The following is a 21670-nucleotide window of genomic DNA, read 5'->3' as shown; positions in this document are numbered from 1 at the left end:
ACGCGACCGCAGGGAGCGCCCTTGAGGGGACGGCCCGACCCGGAGAGACGATGAGACTGACGGGAAACCCCCACCACCTCGCGCTCCGGCCCGACGCGAGTACCGCCCCCGGCACCCCCCCCCGCCACATCGTGCCGCCGCGCCACTTCGTGCCAGAAGTCTGGCCCCTCGCACAGTTTCTGACGTACCGTCATATCCGCCCGCCCGGTGCGCCACCGAAGCCGCCACCACCGAAGCCACCCGAAGTCACCGGCGCCGCAGTCACCGTCACCGTCACCGTCACCGTGTCCAGGAGGTCCGCCATGCCCGCCGACCGGCCCGTCGCACTCGACGAATACCCCATCCACCAGGCCCCCCTGTCGATGAAGCACCTCGTCAGCGGCGACCGCAACGCCTACGACCGCTGCATCTTCCACGTCTTCGACCACGCCGGCCGCGCCGTCCTCATCCTCGGTCTCGGCGTCTACCCCAACGCCGGCGTCATCGACGCCTACGCCACCCTGCGCACCGGCGACGAACTCCTCGCCGTCCGGGCCTCCGACGCGCTCACCGACGACCGGATGAACCTCTCCGTCGGCCCGCTGTCCATCACCGTCGACGTACCGCTCAAGCAGCTCACCCTCCGCTGCGCCGCCGACCCGGACGACCCCCTGGGACTCTCGTACGACGTCACCTGGACCGCCGGGTTCCCAGCGGTGTGGGAGCCCCACCACGTCCAGCGGCGCGGCGACCGCCTCATGCTCGAAGGCCGCCGGTTCGTCCAGGCCGGGAGCGTCACCGGCACCGTCCGCGCGAACGGGGAGGAACTCGTCCTCGCGCCGGGGGAGTGGACCGGTACCCGAGACCGCAGTTGGGGCGTACGGCCGATCCCCGGCGAGGACGGAGGCCGGGCGGCCGAGGAGCACCGCCCGGAAGGGTTCCACTGGCTCTGGATACCCGTCCGCTTCGAAGACCGCTTCCTCATGGTCATCGCCCAGGAGGACGCGGACGGCCACCGCACCCTCAACGAGGCCGTACAGGTCTTCCCCGAAGGGAGCGGCCGGAACGACGTCCAACTCGGCTGGCCGCAGACCGAGATCCGCTACCGCCCCGGCAGCCGACACCCACAGAGCGCGGTCGTCCACCTCGCCGACCCCTCGCGCAAGCCCCTCGAACTCGGCGTGGAGATCCTGAACTCCAGCCCGCTCGCCGTCGGCGCCGGCTACCCGCCCGCCGCCGACTGGCAGCACGGCACCTGGCAGGGCCGGGGCTGGACGGACCGCCGCCGCTACGACCTCTCCGATCCTGCGGCGCACCCCACGGCCGCGTTCGGGGTCACGGACCACTCGGCCCGCTTCACCCTCGACGGCCAGGTGGGTCACGGCATCTTCGAACACGGCAGCTTCGGCCGCCACGACCCGAGCGGCTTCACCGACTACTCCTCCGTAGCCCCGTAGCCCCGTAGCCCCGTAGAGCCCAGCAGTCCCGCAGCCCCCTGCCCACCCAGCCGAACAGGAAGCACGAAGAGAGGGGTAACCATGGCCACCGCACCACGTCCGCGCACCTCCACCCGGGAGCCCGAGGAGCTCGGACGGCGGCTCGCCGCCTGGCTGGACACCCGGCTCCCGGGCGCGCGGGTCACCAACCCGTCCGTCCCCGGGTCGAACGGCATGTCCAGCGAGACCCTGCTCTTCGACATAGAGCACCCGGACACCCCGCTCCGCGCCTGCGCGCTGCGGCTCGCCGCCGATCCGGCCGCCTACACCGTGTTCCCCACGTACGACATGCCGCGTCAGCACCGCGTGATGAGCCTGGTCGCCGCGCACACCGACCTGCCCGTGCCGCGCGTGCAGTGGCTGGAGGAGGACCCGGGGCCGCTCGGGGCGCCGTTCTTCGTCATGGCCCGGGCGGAGGGCCGCGTCCCGCCCGACGTCATGCCCTACACCTACGAGGGGAACTGGCTGCACGCCGCCACCGACGCCGAGCGCGCCGGACTCCAGGAGGCGAGCGTCGCGCTGCTGGCGCGCCTGCACGACCAGTTCCCGGCCGCGGAGGCCGCGTTCCTCCTCCCGGAGGGCGAAGGGAGTCCGCTGCGCCGGCACGTCGACGGCCAACGCGCCTACTACGCCTGGGTGGTGGGCGGACTGGCCCCGTCCCCGCTGATCGAGCGGGCGTTCGCGCGCCTGGAGGAGCTGTGGCCCGCGGAGGAGGGCCCCGCCGTCCTCAACTGGGGCGACGCCCGCATCGGGAACGTCGTCTACGACGGGTTCACCCCGGTGGCCGTCCTCGACTGGGAGATGGCGGCGTACGCCCCGCGCGAGGTCGACCTCGGCTGGACGGTGTACCTCCACCGGTTCTTCCAGGACCTCACGGTCGGCTTCGGTCAGCCGGGCCTGCCCGACTTCCTGCGGCGCGAGGACATCGAGCGCCGGTACGCCGAACTCACCGGGCACGCTCCCCGGGACATGGAGTTCCACACGCTCTACGCGGCCCTGCGGCACGGCATCGTGATGCTGCGCATCGCCTACCGGCAGGCGCACTTCGGCGAGGTCGCGATCCCGGCCGATCCCGACAACCTGATCCTCCACCGCGCCAGTCTGGACGCCATGGTCCGGGGTGCGTACTGGTAGGACCGCGGGCCGGCCGGCGCCGGGTTTCCGGCGCCGGCGTCAGGCCGCCTGCGCGTGCTGCTGCCGGGTCTGGGGCAGAACGGGGCTCACCATCCGCACCGGACGCGAGCCCGGCCCGCCGACGTGGGAGAACGGCTGGGTCCGCCAGTCCAGCCCCTGGGGCAGGGTCAGGTGCACGATCGGCTCCAGCTCCGGGGCCTCGTCCGGCCGCAGCACGCCCACGGTCGGCAGCGCGTCGGAGGCGGGCCGCCCGGTGCCGGCGCACACCGTGAGCCCGAACGGGTTCCACGGGGTCAGGCAGAGGGCGTGCTGCGGAAGCCGCTCCTCGCCCGCGAACAGGGCGATCGACTGTCCGCAGTCCGGGCAGATCGCGTGGTGGACGTCGAAGCCCTCGCCGTCCTCCCCGTATTCCGGGTACGGGTCGTCCCCGGAATCGAGAAGCTCCAGGGGCTCCGGTGCGGTGCGACCGGCGCGCTTGGTGTTCAGCATGGATGTACTCCCCCTTGGGTGGGCCGGGCGGGCAGGTTTCTACGGCCGCGGCCACAGCAAGCACTTCCCGTCGCGCGGCACGAGTAACCACTTCCGTCCGCCGTACGCGCGCATCGGCTTGTGGCCTTGGTCACATGCCCGCCGCAGATGCCTCCAGTGGGCGGACAGCACTGTGCCTGGAGCACTCCTGGGCCTTAAGTTGAGCGGCTATGAGCGCAATGGAGGAGCTGGACCGCCAGATCGTTGATCTGCTCGTGCGGGACGGGCGGATGAGCTACACGGATCTGGGCAAGGCCACCGGACTGTCCACGTCGGCGGTCCACCAGCGAGTACGCCGACTGGAGCAGCGCGGGGTGATCCGCGGCTACGCCGCCGTCGTCGACCCCGAGGCCGTCGGCCTGCCGCTGACGGCGTTCATCTCGGTCAAGCCGTTCGACCCCAGCGCGCCGGACGACATCGCCGACCGGCTGGCCGGGGTCCCCGAGATCGAGGCCTGCCACAGCGTGGCGGGCGACGAGAACTACATCCTCAAGGTCCGGGTGGCGACCCCCCTGGAGCTGGAGGACCTGCTGGGCCGCCTGCGCGCCCTCGCGCACGTCTCGACCCGCACGACGGTGGTCCTCTCGACCCCGTACGAGGCCCGCCCGCCCCGCGTCTAGGGGGACCCGGCGGTCGGGCCGGGGCCGGGGGCGCGGGAGACTGGGCCCCATGACTGACCGCACCGCCCACTCCGCCGACGCCGCCGATGCCGCCGCCGGAGCACCGACAAGGACCGTCCTCCTGCGCGGGGGCGAGGTACACAGCCCCGCCGACCCGTTCGCCACCGCGATGGTGGTCGAGCGCGGCCACATCGCCTGGGTCGGCTCCGAGGGCGCGGCCGATGCCTTCGCGCAGGGCGTGGACGAGGTCGTCGACCTCGGCGGGGCGCTCGTCACGCCCGCCTTCACCGACGCCCACGTCCACACCACCTCCGCCGGCCTGGCCCTGACCGGCCTGGACCTGACCGGGGCCCGCTCGCTGCCCGCCGCGCTGGAGCTCGTACGGGCGTACGCCGCGAGCCGCCCCGCCGACCGGGTGCTGCTCGGGCACGGCTGGGACGCGGCCCGCTGGCCCGAGCGGCGCGCGCCCCGGCGTGCCGAGCTCGACGAGGCCGCGGGCGGCCGCCCGCTGTACCTGAGCCGCATCGACGTGCACTCCGCCGTGGTCACCACGGCCCTGCTCGACCTCGTGCCCGGCGTCGCCGCCCGCGGGGACGAGCCGCTGACCCGGGACGCCCACCACGCCGTCCGCGCGGCCGCACTGGACGCCGTCACCCCCGCCCAGCGCGCCGAGGCGCAGCGGGCCGCCCTGGACCGGGCGGCCTCCCTCGGGATCGGCTCCGTGCACGAGTGCGGCGGCCCCGACATCTCCTCGGCCGAGGACTTCACCGAGCTGCTGACCCTGGCCGCCGGGCGTCCCGGGCCCCGGGTCTTCGGGTACTGGGCCGACCGGGACCTCGGCCGGGCGAAGGAGCTCGGGGCCGTCGGAGCGGCCGGGGACCTCTTCGTGGACGGCGCCCTCGGCTCGCACACGGCCTGCCTGCACGCCCCGTACGCCGACGCCTCGCACACCGGCACCGGCTATCTGGACGCGCGCGCCGTGGCCGAGCACGTGGCCGCCTGCACCGAGGCGGGCCTGCAGGCCGGTTTCCACGCCATCGGCGACGCCGCGCTCACCGCCGTCGTCGAGGGCGTCCGCGCGGCCGCCGAGAGGGTCGGCCTGGCCCGCGTGCGGGCCGCCAGGCACCGGGTCGAGCACGCCGAGATGATGACCCCGGCCACGATCGCCGCCTTCGCGGAGCTGGGGCTCACCGCCTCCGTGCAGCCGGCCTTCGACGCGGCCTGGGGCGGCGCGGACGGCATGTACGCCGACCGCCTGGGGGCCGAGCGGGCCCGCACCCTCAACCCGTACGCGGCCATGCTCAAGGCGGGCGTCCCACTGGCGTTCGGCTCGGACGCGCCGGTGACCCCGCTCGACCCCTGGGGGACGGTCCGCGCGGCCGCCTTCCACCGGACGCCCGAGCACCGGATCTCCGTGCGGGCGGCCTTCACCGCCCACACCCGGGGCGGCTGGCGGGCGCTGGGCCGCGACGACGCGGGCGTCCTGGTTCCGGGGGCGCCGGCCGACTACGCGGTCTGGGAGACCGCGGAACTGGTCGTCCAGGCCCCGGACGACCGGGTCGCCCGCTGGTCCACCGACCCGCGTTCGGGCACCCCCGGGCTGCCCGACCTGAGTCCCGGCGCCGCGCTGCCGGTGTGTCTCGCCACCGTGGTCGGCGGGCGGGAGGCATTCGTACGCCCACAGGGGTGATCCGGTCGGCCTCGGTTCGGTACGGGCGGCCCGACCCGGATAGGTTCGGCCGGGTCCACCACAGGATGTCCGTGCCGGACGGATCCGTCTGCGCAGCGCGCCCGCGCCTCGGGGGCGAGGGAAGGTTTCGCCGGGCGGCGGGTGGCCCCGGGTCGGGGCCCGGCGGTCCAGTAGACAACGGTCACGGCGGCCCGCAGCCAGCGGGAGTCTGACCGGCCCGAAGGACCGCGGGCCCCGGCCACTGTTCTAAAGTCATCCTCTGCGACACGACGTACAGGACGTGCACCAGCACAAAAGGGGACTCAGTGAGCGACGGCGGACAGCGGACCCACGGACCGCTCGGTACGGCCTTGGTGATCATTCCGACCTACAACGAGGCGGAGAACATCGGGCTGATCGTCGGGCGCGTGCGCGCGGCCGTGCCCGAGGCGCACATCCTCGTCGCGGACGACAACAGCCCGGACGGCACCGGCAAGCTCGCCGACGAGCTGGTGGCCGGCGACGACCACGTCCACGTGCTGCACCGCAAGGGCAAGGAGGGGCTGGGCGCCGCCTACCTGGCGGGCTTCCTCTGGGCCCTGGAGCAGGGCTACGGGGTGATCGTCGAAATGGACGCCGACGGCTCCCACCAGCCCGAGGAGCTGCCCCGCCTGCTGACCGCGCTGGCCGGGGCCGACCTGGTCCTGGGCTCCCGCTGGGTGCCGGGCGGGCGGGTCGTGAACTGGCCAAAGAGCCGGGAGTTCCTCTCGCGCGGCGGTTCGACGTACTCGCGGCTGATGCTGAACCTGCCGATGCGCGATGTGACCGGCGGCTACCGGGCGTTCCGCCGGGAGACCCTGGAGGGGCTGGGCCTGGACCAGGTGGCGTCCGCGGGCTACTGCTTCCAGGTCGACCTGGCGCGCCGGGCCGTGCAGAAGGGCTTCCGCGTGGTGGAGGTCCCCATCACGTTCGTCGAGCGCGAGTTCGGCGACAGCAAGATGAGCAAGGACATCCTGGTCGAGGCCCTGTGGCGGGTCACCCAGTGGGGCATCAAGGCGCAAGCGGCCAAGCTCCTGCCCGGCAAGCCGCAGGCCCCGGGCGCGGCGCCCGCCCCCGGCGCCCCGTCCGGTACGGGCTCCCCGTCCGGCACGGGCCCCGCGGCGGGCACGGGCTCCGGCCCGGACGCCGACGGCCCGTACGCCGACGGGGCGTCCGGCACGGTCTCCGGCCGGGACTGAGCGGCCGGGGCGCCGGAGCCGCGCGCCGGACCCCGACCTCGCACCCCGGGCACCCCCTAGGGGATGTCCGGTACCTCCGACTGAGGCCGCTTTTACTCCGGCCCAGGCACACTGGAGGTATGACGACCGGCGTTCCCACTTCGACGGCCCCCCGGCGGCGCTCGCCCGCCCGTACCTTCGCTCCCCTTGCCATCGCCGCCTGGATGATCCTGGAGATCTGGCTGCTCACCCTGGTCGCGGGCGCGGCCGGCGGGCTGGCCGTCGCCGCTCTGCTGGCGGGCGGCATGGTCCTGGGCGCGATGGTCATCAAGCGGGCCGGGCGGCGTGCCTTCAAGAACCTGGCGGAGACCTTCCAGCAGGCTCAGCAGGGCGTGCAGCCCACCCCGCAGCGCCCCGGCCGGGGCAACGGCCTCACCATGCTGGCCGGCCTGCTGCTGATGATGCCGGGCCTGATCTCCGACGCGGCGGGCCTGGTCCTGCTGCTCCCGCCCGTCCGGGCGTGGATCGGCCGGCGTGCGGCCCGTTCGCTGGAGCGCAAGGTGGCCTCCGCTCCCGCGGGCAGTTTCGGCGACGCCTTCCAGCAGGCCCGCATCCACCAGCCGGACGGCAAGGTCGTCCAGGGCGAGGTCATCCGCGAGGACCGGCCGGCTCCGGACCACCAGGGCCCGGGCCACCACGGCCCCGGCACCTCGTACCGCCCGCCGCTCGCCCCGTAGGACCCGCAGGCCGGACGGCCAGACGAACAGACGACCACGGTGGCCCGTGCGCGCAGCGCCGGGCCACCGGTCCGTGCCCGCGGCGCCCCGGAGTAACCGGACCGCGGCCGGTGGTCCGTTTCCCCGGAGGTCCCGGCCGGCCTGTGAGCCCGGCCGCCCCGAATGCCGCACGCGAGAAAAGCCGAGGGGCCCCGCCACACTGTGTGGCGGGGCCCCTCGGCTTTTTGTCGTGCTGTCGTCCGGCTGTCAGGCGGACTTGCGGCTGTCCCGCGGATGCACGGCAATGTTCATGGCGCCGGAACGGAGGACCGCAAGCCGTTCGGCAAGCACTTCCTCCAGCTCCTCGCGGGTGCGTCGCTCCATGAGCATGTCCCAGTGCGTTCGCGCAGGCTTGCCCTTCTTCTCTTCGGGCCCGTCCCCGTCCACCAGGAGTGCCATGGCGCCGCACGCCTTGCACTCCCACTCCGGCGGAATGTCTGCCTCAACCGAGAACGGCATCTCAAATCGATGTCCGTTCTGGCATGCGTACTCCACCGCCTGGCGCGGGGCCAGATCGATGCCGCGGTCCGTCTCGTAGCTGGTAACCACGAGGCGCGTACCGCGGAGAGCTCGCTCACTCATGAATCGTGCCTCCCGGGCTTGTCGCCCACAGGACAGGTGTCGCTGTCGTCGTCATCCGGTCAACGTCCGGCCGGCGGTATAGATTCCCGCTCCGGGTGATGCGTCGCCCGTCGTACCGCCCCTTGTTGTACCCACCAGTGCCCGTTTTGTCACATCTGGCAGCAGATGTCACCCAACGTCGCCTCTTTTCGAGCGCGCAGTAACGGTCCGCCTGGCAGGCCAAAGGCGTACACTACCGGCCCTTTGCTTCAACGTCTAAATTCGTTCGGAATTCGTTCGTGGATGCGGGTCGGCAGTGTGCGCGGGGCGTTCTCAGATGCGTGCGGGTACAGGATTGCCTGCCGCCTCCACCGCGCGCCGCACCGGCACTCGCGCCAGGAGCACGAAACCCAGTGCGAAGAAGACCACCAACGAGATGATCGCGTCCCGGTAGCTGCCCGTCACCTGGTACGTGAGGCCGAACACCAGCGGTCCCACCCAGCTCACCCCCCGGTCGCTCACCTCGTACGCGGAGAAGTACTCGGCCTCCTTCCCCGCCGGCACCAGGTGGGAGAACAGGGAGCGGGACAGCGCCTGGCTGCCGCCCAGGACCAGGCCGATCATCGCGGCGAGCGCGAAGAACCACACCGGCGTGCGGGCCGGAAGGAAGTATCCGGCCGCCAGGGTCACCGCCCACGCGACCAGCGAGGCCATGATCGTCCGCTTGGCGCCGTAGACCCGGGCCAGCCGGCCCATGCCCAGTGCGCCCGCCACCGCCAGGACCTGCACCAGCAGGACCGCCACGATCAGCGTGGACTGGTCCAGCTCCAGTTCCTCCGAGCCGTAGACGGAGGCCTGGGAGATGACCGTCTGCACCCCGTCGTTGTAGATCAGGTACGCCAGCAGGAACGACAGGGTCAGCGGATAGCGCCGCATGTCCTTCAGGGTCGCGACGAGCTGCTTCCAGCCGCTGACCGCCGGGCCCGCCCCCGCCTCGCGGACCACCGCCCGGTCGCGCAGCCGCCGCAGCGGGATGAGCGCGAAGGCCCCCCACCACACGCCCGCCGAGGCCAGGCAGATCCGTACCGCCGTGCCCTCCGAGAGGCCGAACGCGTCGTGGCCCTGGTAGAGCACCAGGTTCAGGACGAGCACGAGCGCGCCCGAGGTGTACCCGAAGGCCCATCCGCGGGAGGAGACGGTGTCCCGCTCGTCGGGCGTGGCGATCTGCGGCAGGAACGCGTTGTACAGGACCATCGACACGGCCAGCGAGGCGTTCGCGACGATCAGCAGCAGCCCGCCCAGCAGGTAGCGGTCGCCGTCGAGGAAGAACATGCCCGCGGTCGCGGCGGCCCCGGTGTACGCGGCGACCGCGAGCAGCGGCTTCTTGCGGCCGGTGCGGTCCGCGACCGCGCCCGCCAGGGGCATGACCAGGACGGCCACGATCACCGACAGGGACACGGAGTACGCGAAGAAGGACCCGGCGCGGACCGGGATCCCCAGCGGGTGTACGTACCCCTCGGCGTCCGCGGCGGCCTTGGTGACGGCCGTCAGGTAGGGGCCGAGGAACACCGTGAGCACGCTCGTCGAGTAGACCGAGCAGGCGAAGTCGTAGAAGTACCAGCCGTGCTGTTCGCGCTTGCGGGCGGCGGCGTCGGGCGTCGCCCGCGCCCCGCCGTCCTCCGGCCCGGGCTCCGTCGTGTCCGTCGTCCGCGCACTCATCCGGTGCCCCCTCGCTGATCCCGTACCGCTGCGGCCCGCCGGGGCCCGCGCGCGGCCGGAAGGCGCTCAGGCCCAGGCCCCGCGCCGGTCCAGCACCGTGCGCAAGATGTCGATCCGGTCGGTCATGATGCCATCGACGCCCAGGTCCAGGAGCGCCTCCATGCGTTGCGGTTCGTTCACGGTCCACACGTGCACCTGGAGCCCCCGCTCGTGCGCGGTGCGCACGAAGCGCCGGTCGACGACGCGGACGCCCGCCTGGGTCTCCGGAACCTGCGCCGCCACCGCCCCGACGCGCAGCGCCGCCGGGATCGCGTACGAGCGCAGGCGCAGGCCGACGATCCCGCGGACGCCGTACGAGGTCGCCAGCCGGGGGCCGGCGATCCGCTGCGCCCGGGCGACGCGGCCCTCGGAGAAGGACCCCACGCAGACCCGGTTCCAGAGCCCGGCCCGCGCGATCAGGTCGACCAGCGGGATCAGCGCCGACTCCGCCTTGACGTCGATGTTCCACCGGGCGTCCGGAAACTCCTCCAGCAGTTCCTCGAAGAGCGGCAGCGGCTCGGAGCCGGCCACCCGGGCCTCGCGGACCCGCTCCCAGGGCAGCTCGGCGATCCGCCCCCGGCGGTCGGTCACCCGGTCCAGCGTGGAGTCGTGGAAGGCGACGAGCTTGCCGTCGGCCGTGGCGTGCACGTCGGTCTCGAAGTACCGGTAGCCGGCGGCGGCGGCCCGGCGGAAGGCGGCGGCGGTGTTCTCCAGCCCGTCGGCGGCCCCTCCCCGGTGCGCGAAGGGAATCGGAGCGGGGTGGTCCAGATACGGGTGGCGAAGGCGTACGTGCGTCACGGCGGCAGTATGCCCCCTCGCGCCCGCGGGGCGGGAGCGGCCGGGCCGCGGGACGGGAAGGGCCGGACCGGCGGCCCCGGCCGCGCCGGGCGCGCGGCCCCGGGGAGGCGCCGGCGAGGCTCCGGGGAGGCCCCGCGCGGCCCCGCCCTGGCACGAGTGGACCGGCGCGTGACACCCTGGGCCGGCAGCAGGCAATCCAATCCCGGTCCGCGGCCCCGCGGCCCAGGCCAATCCGACGAAGGTGGACCGGACGCAATGGCCGAATGGACCTCGGCGGTCGGCGCCGCCCAGCTGGCCCGCCTCATCACCTCCCAGCAGGAGCGGACCGCGGTCCCCGGCACCCGCAAGCCGCCCGCGTACCGCACCCTGGCCGACGGGGTCAGGCTGCTCCTCCTGGAGGGCCGGATCCCGGTCGCGGCCCGGCTGCCCGCCGAGCGCGAGCTGGCCGGCGCCCTCTCCCTGAGCCGCACCACCGTCGCCGCCGCGTACGAGGCCCTGCGCGGGGAGGGGTTCCTGGAGTCCCGGCGCGGCTCCGGCAGCTGGACGTCCGTACCCGCCGGGAACCCCTTGCCGGCCCGCGGTCTGGAGCCGCTGCCGCCCGAGTCGCTCGGCTCGATGATCGACCTCGGCTGCGCCGCGCTGCCGGCCCCCGAGCCGTGGCTGACCAAGGCCGTGCAGGGCGCGCTCGAAGAACTCCCGCCGTACGCCCACACCCACGGCGACTACCCGGCGGGGCTGCCCGCGCTGCGCCGGATGCTCGCCGACCGGTACACCGAGCAGGGCATCCCCACCATGCCCGAGCAGATCATGGTCACCACCGGGGCGATGGGCGCCATCGACGCCATCTGCAGCCTCTTCGCGGGGCGCGGGGAGCGGATCGCCGTCGAGTCCCCGTCCTACGCCAACATCCTCCAGCTCATGCGCGCCGCCGGGGCCCGCCTCGTGCCCGTGGCGATGGCCGGCGGGCTCACCGGCTGGGACATGGACGTGTGGCGCCAGGTGCTGCGCGACTCGGCCCCGCGGCTGGCCTACGTCGTCGCGGACTTCCACAACCCGACCGGGGCCCTGGCCTCCGACGACCAGCGCCGCGCGATGGTGGAGGCCGCCCGGTCGGCGGGCACCGTCCTGATCGCCGACGAGACCATGATCGAGCTCCAGCTGGATCCGGACCTCGCCATGCCCCGTCCGGTCTGCTCGTTCGACCCGGGCGGCAGCACGGTGGTGACCGTCGGGTCCGCGAGCAAGGCCTTCTGGGCGGGCATGCGGATCGGCTGGGTCCGCGCGGCCCCCGACGTGATCCGGAGCCTGGTCGCCGCGCGCGCCTACGCCGACCTGGGCACCCCGGTGCTGGAGCAGCTCGCGGTGAACTGGCTGATGCGGACCGGGGGCTGGCAGGAGGCCGTCGGGATCCGCCGCGACCAGGCCCGCGACAACCGGGACGCGCTGGTCGCCGCCGTGCGCCGGGAGCTGCCGGACTGGGAGTTCACCGTTCCGCAGGGCGGGCTGACGCTGTGGGCGCGGGCGGGCGGGCTCTCCGGCTCCCGGCTCGCGGAAGTGGGGGAGCGGGTCGGCGTACGGGTCCCGTCGGGGCCCCGCTTCGGGGTGGACGGAGCCTTCGAGGGCTACGTGCGCCTGCCGTTCACCGTGGGCGGCCCGGTGGCCGAGGAGGCCGCCGCCCGGCTGGCGGCGGCGGCCCGGCTGGTCGGCACGGGCGCGGGCGGCAGCGGTGCGGAGCCGCCCCGGACGTTCGTGGCGTAGCAGGGGGAGCCCGGCGCGGCCGGGGAGCGGAGCGGCCGAGCCGCTCCGCCCCGCCCGGTCAGGGGGCCTCGGCGCGTACTTCCGGGATCTCCGAGGCGTCGAACGAGGACGCCGGCTCCGGGGCCTCGGGCTGCCCGGGGAGCGGCTTCGTCAGCGTGACGGGACCCTCGCCGTCCCCGGGGGCCGCGTCGCCGCCCGGACCCGCCGGTCCCCGCTCGGGAAGCAGCTCCAGCACCGCCTGCCGCTGCGCCGGGTGGGTCGCGTCGTCGTACGGGTCCGGGGTGGCCGGAACCTGGAGCCGGTGCACCGGACCCGTGCCGAGCCGGGCGTACCCGCGGCCCGGGGGCACCTGGGCCGTCGGCGTGGTGTGCGGCGGGAGGCCGAGCACGTCGGTGATCTGCTGGATGGAGGCCGGTCCGAGGACGACGCGGGCCCGGGTGTGCTGCCAGACGGCGTCGTTCAGCAGCTCCAGGTGGTCGAACTGTTCGGCGACCACCACCGTGATGTGCGCGGCGCGGCCGTGCCGCAGCGGCACCTGGAGCTGGGCGAGCGGGTCGGGCCGGCCGTCGGCGGCGGCCAGGTGCGCGAGCACGCTGGGCCGGTCGAGCAGGATCCACAGCGGGCGCCGGGTGTCCTCCGGGGCCGGGCGGCCGGCCTCGCGGGCCCGGTGGGTGGCGACCAGCCGGCGTTCGGTCTCCTGCGCGGCCCACTCCAGGACGGCGAGGGCTCCGGTCGGCCCGCACTCCACGGCGAGGACGCCGGCCCGACCGGACAGGCAGGAGTACTCGCCGCTGCCGCCGCCCTCCACGATCAGTACGTCGCCGCCGTGCCGCAGGGCCTGGAGGGCGATCGAGCGCAGCAGGCTGGAGGTGCCCGCGCCGGGCTGGCCGACGGCGAGCAGGTGGGGTTCGGTGGAGCGGGGGCCGGTGCGCCAGACGACCGGCGGGACGTCGCGGGGCTCGTCGCCCCCGTCGCGTACGGGGAGGGTGCGCTGCACGCTGCCCGCGTCGGTGAAGCCGAGGACGGTCTCACCGGGCGAGGTCACGAACGGCTGGGCGGCGATGCCGGTCGGCAGCGCCGCCAGCACGCTCAGGTCGAGCTGGTTGCCCTCCTCGTCCCAGTCGAAGAGGTATTCGCGTCCGCGCCCGGACTTGGCGTGCAGCAGTGCCTCGATCCGGGCCCGTGCGGCGGCCTCGCCGTCGGTGAAGTAGGCCGGGTAGCGGATGCGGAGGCGGGTGATGCGGCCCGCCTCGTCGAACTCGTAGCCGCTGAAGGCCTTGTCCCACTCGCCGCCGTGGGCGAAGAGCGGGTTGGGGTCCTCCGGGATGGAGAAGTACGGCACGAGGGCTTCGTAGAGGGAACCGAGCCGTTCGGTCTCGGCATCGCCGGGCCCGGTCTTCACCGGGGTGCGGTCGCGCCCCTGCCAGGCCGCCGCCGCCATGAGGGTGATCAGGGCGAGGAGGGGGCCGTAGGGGACCAGCGCGACCACGAGGACGCAGGCGGCCGCCAGGAACAGCGCGGTACCGCGCTTGTCCTTGGGGGTCTGCGACCACGTGCGCCGCCCGGCGGAAGCCAGGACGCGCAGGCCGCGCCCGATGGTGAGGAGCGGATGGAGGACGTCCGTGGCGCTGTCGGCGGCCGTGCGAGCGAGGTCGCGGCCCCGGGCCAGCGACGTCGTGCCGCTGCTGAGGATGCGGGGAAGTGGGCGCCGGGCCACGGGCGTCTCCTGGAGATGTGGTGCTGACGGGTGATTCGGGTGTGGCTGGTGTTCCTGTGTCGTGGGCGCCCTAGAGCTTGATCCCGCCGAGCAGACTGGCGAGGCTCGCCGTGCTCGCCGTGATGCTCGGCGCGATGGCGGAGCCGGCGAGGAAGAAGCCGAAGAGCGAACACACGAACGCGTGCGTCAGCTTCATCCCGTCCTTCTTGAAGAACAGGAAGGCGATGATGCCGAGAAGGACGACACCTGAGATCGACAGGACCATGAGGTTTCTCCTGGTGGGTGGGGACAGTCACCATCAGTTCTTCCAGGCTCACAGCAAGTATCAATGCGACAAAAGGTGCAAATGGGTGAATGGAGCCCTTTTTCACTTGACCGGCCCACCCCGGCTGGCGCGTCCGGCATCCAGGGGGTCAAGAGTGATCCTTGCCTCGGCCCGCGCCCTCCATGTGCAGGTCCGGGCGCTACTCTGACGTTTCACCCGTACGGACGCAGTGCCGTGCACCCCCCTGCCCGCCCGGCCCGCGGCCCGGCTCCCGGACGGGCCACCCACGCAGCGAGCGAAAGGCGGTACGCGCGATGAGCGAGCACACCGAAGGCGGCTCCGGCTCCCAGGACGTCCCCGACGAGGACGTCATCGAGCTGGCCACCAAGATCTTCGACCTCGCCCGTCAGGGGGAGACCGAGACGCTCGCCGCGTACCTCGACGCCGGAGTTCCGGCGAACCTCACCAACGACCGCGGCGACACCCTCCTCATGCTCGCCGCCTACCACGGCCACGCCGAGGCCGTCACGGCCCTGCTCGCGCGCGGCGGCGAGGCCGACCGCGCCAACGACCGGGGCCAGACCCCGCTCGCCGGCGCCGTCTTCAAGGGCGAGGAGGCCGTCATCCGCGCGCTGCTCGCCGGCGGCGCCGACCCGAACGCCGGAACCCCGTCCGCCGTGGACACGGCGCGCATGTTCGCCAAGGCCGACCTGCTGGAACTCTTCGGAGCCAAGTAGTCCGTTTTTTGCCGTGCCCTGGTCCGGCCTGACCGGTTGCGGACCTCACAGGTTGGTCACGGCCGCCGTAAATGTGGTCGCGGCGCACAAACCGCCTGGGTCATCATGGCGACGGATTCGATTCGCGAACACGGCGGACGGGCAGGAGCGGGCAGGACACGTCGGGTGTCCGGGCCCGGCCCGGCCGCCCTGCTCCCGGAGCACCGACGAGAGTGAGAAGGCAATGGTCTACATCGAGCGGAACATGACGGCGGACGTCCTCACATGCTGTTACGCGGCCCTGTGAATTTTGATTCCCGGTTGCGTCCCCAGCTTGATTTGAGGCCATTCCCATGTTCGAACCAGTCATAGCGCCGAGCGGCACCCTGCTCGGGCTCCTCCAGCGGGGCCGCGGCGACGGCACCCTGCACGCCCTCGCGGCGCCCAGGCCGGAAGCCCTGGACGCCCTCAACGAGTGCGTGCTCCGGGATCCGCGCCAGGACTGGCAGGTCGAGAACCGCTCCCTGTACTACGCCCGCCTGTACCTGGACCTCGACGGCCCGCTCGGCGCCGTCGAGGCCCACCTCTTCGGCGCCGACGACCTCGTCGACGAGGAGGACCACCGGACGGGCCTCGCCCTGTCCGTGCTGGGCCACCTGGCCTCGTACGGACGCGACGACGCGCTCATGCTGCTGCGCCGGTACGCGGCCTCCGGCGCGAACTGGGCCTGGGCCCTCGACGAGCTCGCCCTGCGCGACGACGACGAGGGACTGCGCGGCCTCGCCGCGCCCGTGCTCGCCCGCTTCCCCGCCACGGCGGAGGGCGAGGCGCTGCTGGCGGCCGCCGTCCGCGACGCGTACGAGCCCAGGCCCTGGAGCCTGTGGGAAGGGTCACCGCTGTACGGGGAGCGCCTGCGCGCCGCCCGGCAGCAGGGCTCCTTCGACCGCTGGCAGCGCCAGCTGACCCCCAGCGGGCCCCGGCCCGGCTGGGGCGTCCAGGCCGTGTTCGACTGGGCCGCCGACGGGCTGAGCCGCGGAACACCGCTGCACGTCCCCGCCGCGCGCTGCCTCGCCGCCGTGGCCCAGCCCGAGGACCGGCCCGCCATCCTCGCGGCCGCCGCCGGAGCCTGCGGCGAGGCCGCCCGGGCCACCGCCCTGCACCACCTGGTCCTGGCCGAGCCGGAGAACCCGGCCGTGCTGGACCTCATCGAAGCCGCCGCCGACGAGCCCGCCGTGGCCGCCTACGAGCGCATGTGCGGCCCCGCCGCCGTCGAGCGGGCCCGGCGCTGGATCCACCGCCCCGACGCCCTCGGCGCGGCCGCCGGAGCCACCCTCGCCACCCGGGGCGGACCCGAGGACGCCGCCCTGGTCCTGGGCGCCCTGCGCTCCACGGTCCGCGGCGCGGGCCCGGACAACCGGCGGCTGTTCGCCCTGGTCGACGGAGCGGGCCGGCTCGCCATCGGCTGCGCCGCCCCGGTGCTGCGCCACGTCTACCGCGAGACGTCCTCGTCCCACCTGCGCGGCCGCACCGCGCGCGCCCTCGCCAGCACCGACCCCTGCTTCGCGGCCGGCTTCGCGGTCGAGTGCCTCTGGGACTGCGAGGAGACCACCCGAGAGGTGGCCGCCCACCACGCCGAAACGGCCGACGCGCGCGTCGCCCCCCGGCTGCGCCGGCTGGCGGCCGACCCCGCCGAGGAGGAGGACGTACAGTCCGCCGTGCGGAGCCGGATCACACCGGAGTCCGCCGTGTAGCAGCCCGGGGCGTTCCGGGCGGGGGCCCTGCGGGGGCGGGCCCCGGACGCACACCGGCGAAGGGGCACACGATGGGCCGTCAGGTACGCAGGAACGCCCCGCCCGTACTGGACGCGGCCCGCGCCGGTCTGGGATCCGTCGACCACGTGGACGCGGTGGCCGTGGACCTGCCGCCCGGCACCCCGGCGGCGGACTTCGCCCGGCTCGTCCTCGCGGGAAGCCCGCGCTGGATCCGCCGGTTGACGGCCCTGCGCGACCGGCTGGCCGGGCCCTTCGGGCTGCACGTACGGGAACGCCACCGCCCGCACCGGGAAGTCCGCCTCGAACCCGGCCTGAGGATCGGGCCGATGCGCGTCCTGGCGGTGGCCGACGACGAGGTCCTCTGCGGGGACGACGACAAGCACCTGGACTTCCGCGCGTCCTTCGCCGTGCGTCCCGCGGCCGGCCCGACGGGCACCGAGGGCGTCCTCACGACGGCGGTCCGCTTCAACCGCCCCGCCGGCCGCCTCTACTTCCGGGCCATCGAACCGTTCCACCACCTGATCGTGGCACGCCTCGTCGCCCGGGCCGGCCGGCCCCGGCCCTGAGCCCCGGCGGTCCGGTACCGGCCGGGACCGGTCGGGGCGGGGCGGCCGCCGGACTGCCCGGCCGGCCACCGGACACCCCTCGAACGTCTCACCGGGACCGGACGAACCGCAGCGGTACCCCCGGCCGGGACTGGGCCGCCGCGTCGAGGGCCGGGCCCGGCGGGACCACGCCCACCACCGGGTAGCCGCCCGTCACCGGGTGGTCCGCGAGGAACACCACCGGCAGGCCGTCCGGCGGGACCTGGACCGCGCCCAGCACCATGCCCTCGCTCGGCAGCTCCCCGGACCGGGAGCGGACCAGCGGGGGACCCGCCTCCGTGCGCAGGCCGATCCGGTTGGACGCCGCCGACACCCGGTAGCGCGTACGCCACAGCCCGGCCAGGGACGCGCCGGTGAACCAGTCCGCCCGGGGCCCCGGCCGCAGCGGGAGCACCAGTTCGGCGGGCGCCGCGGGCAGCGGGCAGACCTCCGGCCCCGCCGCCGGGGCCGGACCGGCCGGGCCCACCGGCAGCAGCGCCCCGGCCGACAGCACCGGCGGCCCCAGGCCCGACAGCAGGTCCGCCGAGCGGCTCCCCAGCACCGGCGGCACGGCCAGCCCGCCCCGCACCGCGACGTAGCCGCGCAGCCCCGACTCCGCCCGGCCCACCTCCAGCTCCGCCCCGGCGGGCACCCGGACCGGCGCGCCCCAGGCCACCGGGCGCCCGGAGACCCGTACGGGACAGGGCGCGCCCGTGACGGCCACCGTGACCGCGGCCAGGGCCCGCAGTCCGACCCCGTCGAAGGTGGTCTCCAGCACGGCCGCCCCCGGCGGATTGCCGACCAGCCGGTTGGCCAGCGCGTACGCCGCCGTGTCCAGGGCCCCCGAGCGGGGGACCCCCAGGTGGGCGTGGCCCGGGCGGCCGCCGTCCTGCACCGTGGTCAGGGCCCCCGGCCGCACCACCGCCAGCTCAGCCACGGCCGGCCTCCTCGAACCGCACCCGCACCCCGGGCGCGAACAGCGCCGCCGGCTCCCGCTCCGGGTCCCACAGCACCGCGTCCGTGGTCCCCACCAGCTGCCAGCCGCCGGGGGAGGAGCGCGGGTAGACGCCCGCGTACTCGCCCGCCAGCGCCAGCGAGCCCGCCGGGACGGACGTACGGGGCGTGGCCCGGCGGGGCAGGCGCAGCCGCTCCGGGAGCCCCGTCAGGTAGCCGAAGCCGGGCGCGAAACCGCAGAACGCCACCCGGAACCCGATGCCCCCCACGATGCCCGCCACCTCGCCGGGGTCCACGCCCCACAGCCGGGCCACCTCCGCCAGGTCGGGCCCGTCGTAGCGCACGGGGACCGTCACCAGCGGCCCCCCGGCCTCCGCGAGCGGCGGCACCTCCCAGCGCTCGATGCGGGCCCCGAGCGCGGCCGGATCCCGTACGCCGTCCAGCAGCACCGTCCGCGCCGCGGGCACGACGTCCCGCACGGCGCCGAGATCGCCCGCGTCCCGCCGCCGCAGCAGCTCCGCGTGGAGCGCGGCCACCTCGGCGTCCGAGCCCACCTCCACCAGCAGCGCCTCGGCGCCGACCACCAGGGCCCTCACGCGAAGGCCTCCACCGTCACCCCGGCCGCCGCCAGCGCGTCGCGGACCCGGCGGGCGAGCCCGGCCGCCCCCGGCGTGTCCCCGTGCAGGCACAGCGAGCGCGCGGCGACCTGGACCGCGGACCCGTCGGCGGCCGTCACCACGCCCTCGGCGGCCATCCGCACCGCCCGCGCCACGACGGCGTCCGGGTCGTGCAGCACCGCCCCCGGCTCGGTGCGCGGCACCAGCGTTCCGGCCGCCGTGTAGGCGCGGTCGGCGAAGGCCTCCGGCACCGGGGTCAGCCCGGCGTCGGCGGCGGCCGCGAGCAGCAGCGATCCCGGCAGCCCGAGCACCGGCAGCCCCGCCATTCCGGTCCCCGAGCCGCCCCTCGGGCCGGTCCCGGCCGCCAGGCGGACGCCCGCGACCACCGCGGCGGCCTGGTCCGCGTCGTGCACGGTGCGGTTGTAGAGCGCCCCGTGCGGTTTCACGTACGACACCGTGGAGCCGGCCGCCCGTGCGAACACCTCCAGGGCCCCGATCTGGTAGGCCACCTCGTCCGCGAGCTCGCCGGCCGGCACGTCCATGGAACGCCGGCCGAAGCCCGCCAGATCGCGGTAGGAGACCTGGGCGCCGATCCGTACGCCCCGCTCCGCGGCCAGCTCGCAGACCCGGCGCATGATGGACGGGTCGCCGGCGTGGAAGCCGCAGGCGACGTTGGCACTGGTGACGACCGACAGCAGCGCCTCGTCGTCGGTCAGCGTCCAGCGGCCGAAGCCCTCGCCGAGATCGGCGTTGAGGTCGATCGCCGCCGCCGGAGGTGTGATCATGGAAACCATGCGCCGAGCCTAGAACGCCGGGGGGAGGACCCGCCCCGGCCCCGGCCCCGTTCGCGGCCCGTCCGCGGCTCCGGCCGTCGTTCGGGCCATCGTCCGGCCGTCGGGGACGATCCGGCCGAACCATGCCGTTTGGGTTGTTGTCAGGGTCAGCGCCTAGTCTTTGCGCGTGACTCTCCCCGCCCCGGCGAAGACCCTTCCGTCCCCGGCGCCGGGCCCTGCCGCCGACGAGGGCCTGGCCCGTCGGCTGCGCGCCCTCGCCTGCACCGCCCCGCTGCACGACCTCGACGTACGCAAGGCCAATCTGGCCGGCGAGTACGGGGTCTACGCGATGGCGGAAGTCGCGCTCGCCGCGATCGACCTGGTCACGCTGAACATGGACTTCGACACCGGAGCCGACCACGAGCAGATGGTGACCAGGCTGCTCCCGCGCGTCGCCGCCCAGGCCCCGGCCCGGCCGGCGGCCGAGCACGAGCGGGTCGTCCGCTGGGTGCTGGAGAACCTGATCAACGTGGGCAGCGTGGACCGCGGCTTCCGCGCGATCTACGGCACCTTCGGCCCCGACGGCGTCTACGTCCGCCGGGACTACGACTTCAAGCTGATCGAAGAGGTCCTCGGGCACGGCGGGGCGGTCTACCTGCGCACCACCGACGAGGCCGTCAACGTCCTGGTCGGCGCCCTCGACACGGACGTCACCAGCGCCCAGATCGCCGCCGAGGTCAAGCTGGAGGTGCTGATCAGCCGCGGCCGGCTGGCGGACGCCCAGCTCGCCGCCGAGCAGGCCCGCTACCGGACCGTCCAGTACGCGGAGACCCTGCGCCGGACCCTGGACGCCACCCGGCGCAACGTCCGCGCCGTGGACTGGCTCCAGGCCGTGCCCGACATGATCGCGGAAGCCCTCGACCACGTCGCCGACCGCTACCGGCACGAGAACGCGATCCTGACCAACATCCGCAAGGCCCGCGACGAGGCCGAGGAGCCGGAGAACAAGCGCCGCGCCGCCGAGCTCGTCGACATCGTCAAGGACTGCATCCGCCGCCACACCCAGCTCCAGTCGCGGCTGCTGGACGCCGGCCCGCTGTTCCGCGCCGAACAGGACCGCCAGGCCTTCGCCGCCCCCGCGCCGCGCTCCGGCATCGACCTGTACGGCCAGCTCGTGGCCCCGCTGCTGCCCCTCCCGCTGGAGCAGGCCCGACGGGTCACCGACGCCTTCTTCGCGTCCGGCGCGGGCCTGCGCACCCCGGTCTCCGTCCGGGTCGGGGACCTCGTCGAGATCCTGCTCACCCCGCCCGTGGAGCGGGAGCACCTCGGCGCGGAGATGCCCGAGCCGGACCTCATCGCCACCCCCGACGACAGCCGCTTCAGCGAGGAGCAGCTCGCCGCCGCGATGCGGCTCCTCGACCTCCCGCACGATGCGCCCCGCCGCCTGTCCGGGCTGCTCGCCGAGGCCCGCCGCAGCGATCCCGACCTGCCGTACCTGGTGGCCCTGCTGGCCGTCCACGCGGCGAGCCCGGCCGTCGGCACCGCCTACCGCCAGGGCGAGGAGCGGCTGCTGTTCGCGGTGGACGACGGCACGCAGCTGGAGGACGCCGAGTTCGGCGGCGCCGACCTGATCGTCGGCACCGCCCTCCTCGACGCCGCCGGCATGGCCGCCGACCGCGCGGAGGCGGCGTGACCCCGCCGACACGGCCGCCGGCCGGGTGCGTGCCGGAGCGCTCCCCGCAGGGCGCCGAACCCCGCGTGACCCCGGCCGGGTCCGGATGCGTGCCGGGGCGCTCCCCGCAGGGTGCCGAACCCGGCGTGACCCCGGCCGGGTCCGGGTGGGTGCCGGGGCGCTCCCCGCAGGGTGCCGAACCCGGCGTGACCCCGGCCGGGTCCGGGTGCGTGCCGGGGCGCTCCCCGCAGGGTGCCGAACACGGTTCCGCCCCGCCTTCCGGCGGCCCGTCACGTTCGGCACCCG

Annotated in this window: 20 protein-coding genes; 11 read left to right on the top strand and 9 right to left on the bottom strand. The window is 74.8% G+C overall.

Translation table 11 applies throughout. The features are described 5' to 3' along the window. Positions 1–302 precede the first annotated feature (302 nt). Both ACZ6S8_RS38825 and ACZ6S8_RS38820 read left to right on the top strand, forming a co-directional pair. On the top strand, positions 303–1436 hold the full coding sequence (locus tag ACZ6S8_RS38825; RefSeq protein ID WP_469463036.1) for an Rv3169 family protein: 1134 nt from the start codon (positions 303–305) through the stop codon (positions 1434–1436). Between the two features lie 81 nt (positions 1437–1517). Further along, positions 1518–2609 carry a phosphotransferase family protein gene (locus tag ACZ6S8_RS38820; RefSeq protein WP_469463033.1) on the top strand — a complete coding sequence of 364 codons (1092 nt, stop codon included), beginning with the start codon at positions 1518–1520 and terminating at the stop codon, positions 2607–2609. A 39-nt stretch (positions 2610–2648) separates the two neighbouring features. Here ACZ6S8_RS38820 and ACZ6S8_RS38815 read toward each other — a convergent pair whose 3' ends face one another. After that, complete coding sequence (locus tag ACZ6S8_RS38815) at positions 2649–3098, bottom strand: hypothetical protein (protein WP_469463031.1); 450 nt, start codon at positions 3096–3098, stop codon at positions 2649–2651. Positions 3099–3316: 218 nt separating this feature from the next. Here ACZ6S8_RS38815 and ACZ6S8_RS38810 point away from each other — a divergent pair, with 218 nt between their 5' ends. The 4 genes from ACZ6S8_RS38810 (at position 3317) to fxsA (ending at position 7380) form a co-directional block, all read left to right on the top strand. Then, a complete protein-coding gene (locus ACZ6S8_RS38810; RefSeq protein WP_030011705.1) occupies positions 3317–3757 on the top strand; it encodes an Lrp/AsnC family transcriptional regulator in 441 nt (146 codons plus the stop codon). A 49-nt stretch (positions 3758–3806) separates the two neighbouring features. Beyond that, entirely contained in the window at positions 3807–5447 is a 1641-nt protein-coding gene (locus ACZ6S8_RS38805) for an amidohydrolase (protein WP_469463030.1), read from the top strand. Between the two features lie 305 nt (positions 5448–5752). Further along, a complete protein-coding gene (locus ACZ6S8_RS38800) occupies positions 5753–6664 on the top strand; it encodes a polyprenol monophosphomannose synthase (protein WP_469463028.1) in 912 nt (303 codons plus the stop codon). Positions 6665–6783: 119 nt separating this feature from the next. Next, the gene (gene fxsA, locus ACZ6S8_RS38795) at positions 6784–7380 is read left to right on the top strand and encodes an FxsA family membrane protein (protein ID WP_469463025.1); all 597 of its coding nucleotides are present in this window, start codon (positions 6784–6786) and stop codon (positions 7378–7380) included. Positions 7381–7626: 246 nt separating this feature from the next. Here the strand turns inward: fxsA and ACZ6S8_RS38790 are convergent, their stop codons facing one another. The 3 genes from ACZ6S8_RS38790 to ACZ6S8_RS38780 all read right to left on the bottom strand — a co-directional run bounded on the left by ACZ6S8_RS38790 (position 7627) and on the right by ACZ6S8_RS38780 (position 10536). Next, the gene (locus ACZ6S8_RS38790; protein WP_031146696.1) at positions 7627–8001 is read right to left on the bottom strand and encodes an RNA polymerase-binding protein RbpA; all 375 of its coding nucleotides are present in this window, start codon (positions 7999–8001) and stop codon (positions 7627–7629) included. Positions 8002–8313: 312 nt separating this feature from the next. After that, positions 8314–9699 (bottom strand): MFS transporter, encoded by a 1386-nt coding sequence (locus tag ACZ6S8_RS38785; RefSeq protein ID WP_469463023.1) that lies wholly within the window; start codon positions 9697–9699, stop codon positions 8314–8316. Positions 9700–9765: 66 nt separating this feature from the next. Further along, positions 9766–10536: a glycerophosphodiester phosphodiesterase family protein gene (locus ACZ6S8_RS38780; RefSeq protein ID WP_469463021.1), complete on the bottom strand. Its 771-nt coding sequence runs from the start codon at positions 10534–10536 to the stop codon at positions 9766–9768. A 255-nt stretch (positions 10537–10791) separates the two neighbouring features. Here ACZ6S8_RS38780 and ACZ6S8_RS38775 point away from each other — a divergent pair, with 255 nt between their 5' ends. Further along, positions 10792–12294, top strand: coding sequence for an SCO1417 family PLP biosynthesis transcription factor (locus ACZ6S8_RS38775; RefSeq protein ID WP_469463019.1), 1503 nt, complete (start codon positions 10792–10794; stop codon positions 12292–12294). A 58-nt stretch (positions 12295–12352) separates the two neighbouring features. On the opposite strand, the gene ACZ6S8_RS38770 is transcribed toward ACZ6S8_RS38775, so the two are convergent. After that, complete coding sequence (locus tag ACZ6S8_RS38770) at positions 12353–14011, bottom strand: hypothetical protein (RefSeq protein ID WP_469463018.1); 1659 nt, start codon at positions 14009–14011, stop codon at positions 12353–12355. A 70-nt stretch (positions 14012–14081) separates the two neighbouring features. Continuing rightward, the gene (locus ACZ6S8_RS38765; protein WP_136210723.1) at positions 14082–14276 is read right to left on the bottom strand and encodes a hypothetical protein; all 195 of its coding nucleotides are present in this window, start codon (positions 14274–14276) and stop codon (positions 14082–14084) included. A 314-nt stretch (positions 14277–14590) separates the two neighbouring features. Between ACZ6S8_RS38765 and ACZ6S8_RS38760 the strand changes: the two genes are divergently transcribed. From ACZ6S8_RS38760 to ACZ6S8_RS38750, 3 genes are all read left to right on the top strand, one after another. Beyond that, on the top strand, positions 14591–15013 hold the full coding sequence (locus ACZ6S8_RS38760; RefSeq protein WP_384029384.1) for an ankyrin repeat domain-containing protein: 423 nt from the start codon (positions 14591–14593) through the stop codon (positions 15011–15013). 332 nt (positions 15014–15345) lie between these two features. Then, on the top strand, positions 15346–16743 hold the full coding sequence (locus ACZ6S8_RS38755; RefSeq protein WP_469463015.1) for a HEAT repeat domain-containing protein: 1398 nt from the start codon (positions 15346–15348) through the stop codon (positions 16741–16743). A 71-nt stretch (positions 16744–16814) separates the two neighbouring features. Then, positions 16815–17330, top strand: a complete 516-nt coding sequence (locus tag ACZ6S8_RS38750; RefSeq protein WP_469463013.1) for a DUF2867 domain-containing protein — start codon at positions 16815–16817, stop codon at positions 17328–17330. Positions 17331–17418: 88 nt separating this feature from the next. Here ACZ6S8_RS38750 and ACZ6S8_RS38745 read toward each other — a convergent pair whose 3' ends face one another. From ACZ6S8_RS38745 to ACZ6S8_RS38735, 3 genes are read right to left on the bottom strand one after another with little or no spacing between them, the layout of a single operon-like run. Continuing rightward, the gene (locus ACZ6S8_RS38745) at positions 17419–18285 is read right to left on the bottom strand and encodes a 5-oxoprolinase subunit C family protein (RefSeq protein WP_469463012.1); all 867 of its coding nucleotides are present in this window, start codon (positions 18283–18285) and stop codon (positions 17419–17421) included. Beyond that, positions 18278–18898, bottom strand: coding sequence for a 5-oxoprolinase subunit B family protein (locus ACZ6S8_RS38740; RefSeq protein WP_469463011.1), 621 nt, complete (start codon positions 18896–18898; stop codon positions 18278–18280). The genes ACZ6S8_RS38745 and ACZ6S8_RS38740 overlap by 8 nt, the downstream gene beginning before the upstream one ends. Beyond that, positions 18895–19704 carry a LamB/YcsF family protein gene (locus ACZ6S8_RS38735; RefSeq protein ID WP_469463038.1) on the bottom strand — a complete coding sequence of 270 codons (810 nt, stop codon included), beginning with the start codon at positions 19702–19704 and terminating at the stop codon, positions 18895–18897. Before ACZ6S8_RS38735 ends, ACZ6S8_RS38740 begins: the two co-directional genes overlap by 4 nt. 175 nt (positions 19705–19879) lie before the next feature. Between ACZ6S8_RS38735 and ACZ6S8_RS38730 the strand changes: the two genes are divergently transcribed. Then, positions 19880–21385, top strand: a complete 1506-nt coding sequence (locus ACZ6S8_RS38730; RefSeq protein WP_469463010.1) for a hypothetical protein — start codon at positions 19880–19882, stop codon at positions 21383–21385. The last annotated feature ends 285 nt before the right edge of the window (positions 21386–21670 follow it).

Source organism: Streptomyces sp. NPDC048461, assembly GCF_055587105.1.
This window is presented reverse-complemented; position numbering and strand designations above follow the sequence as displayed.

Coding starts and splice junctions, on each gene's coding strand:
- ACZ6S8_RS38750 (WP_469463013.1), top strand. CDS start 16,815: ATGGGCCGTCAGGTACGCAGGAACGCCCCGCCCGTACTGGACGCGGCC.
- ACZ6S8_RS38810 (WP_030011705.1), top strand. CDS start 3,317: ATGGAGGAGCTGGACCGCCAGATCGTTGATCTGCTCGTGCGGGACGGG.
- ACZ6S8_RS38755 (WP_469463015.1), top strand. CDS start 15,346: ATGTTCGAACCAGTCATAGCGCCGAGCGGCACCCTGCTCGGGCTCCTC.
- ACZ6S8_RS38765 (WP_136210723.1), bottom strand. CDS start 14,276: ATGGTCCTGTCGATCTCAGGTGTCGTCCTTCTCGGCATCATCGCCTTC.
- ACZ6S8_RS38825 (WP_469463036.1), top strand. CDS start 303: ATGCCCGCCGACCGGCCCGTCGCACTCGACGAATACCCCATCCACCAG.
- ACZ6S8_RS38785 (WP_469463023.1), bottom strand. CDS start 9,699: ATGAGTGCGCGGACGACGGACACGACGGAGCCCGGGCCGGAGGACGGC.
- ACZ6S8_RS38805 (WP_469463030.1), top strand. CDS start 3,807: ATGACTGACCGCACCGCCCACTCCGCCGACGCCGCCGATGCCGCCGCC.
- ACZ6S8_RS38820 (WP_469463033.1), top strand. CDS start 1,518: ATGGCCACCGCACCACGTCCGCGCACCTCCACCCGGGAGCCCGAGGAG.
- ACZ6S8_RS38760 (WP_384029384.1), top strand. CDS start 14,591: ATGAGCGAGCACACCGAAGGCGGCTCCGGCTCCCAGGACGTCCCCGAC.
- ACZ6S8_RS38775 (WP_469463019.1), top strand. CDS start 10,792: ATGGCCGAATGGACCTCGGCGGTCGGCGCCGCCCAGCTGGCCCGCCTC.
- ACZ6S8_RS38790 (WP_031146696.1), bottom strand. CDS start 8,001: ATGAGTGAGCGAGCTCTCCGCGGTACGCGCCTCGTGGTTACCAGCTAC.
- ACZ6S8_RS38735 (WP_469463038.1), bottom strand. CDS start 19,704: ATGATCACACCTCCGGCGGCGGCGATCGACCTCAACGCCGATCTCGGC.
- fxsA (WP_469463025.1), top strand. CDS start 6,784: ATGACGACCGGCGTTCCCACTTCGACGGCCCCCCGGCGGCGCTCGCCC.
- ACZ6S8_RS38815 (WP_469463031.1), bottom strand. CDS start 3,098: ATGCTGAACACCAAGCGCGCCGGTCGCACCGCACCGGAGCCCCTGGAG.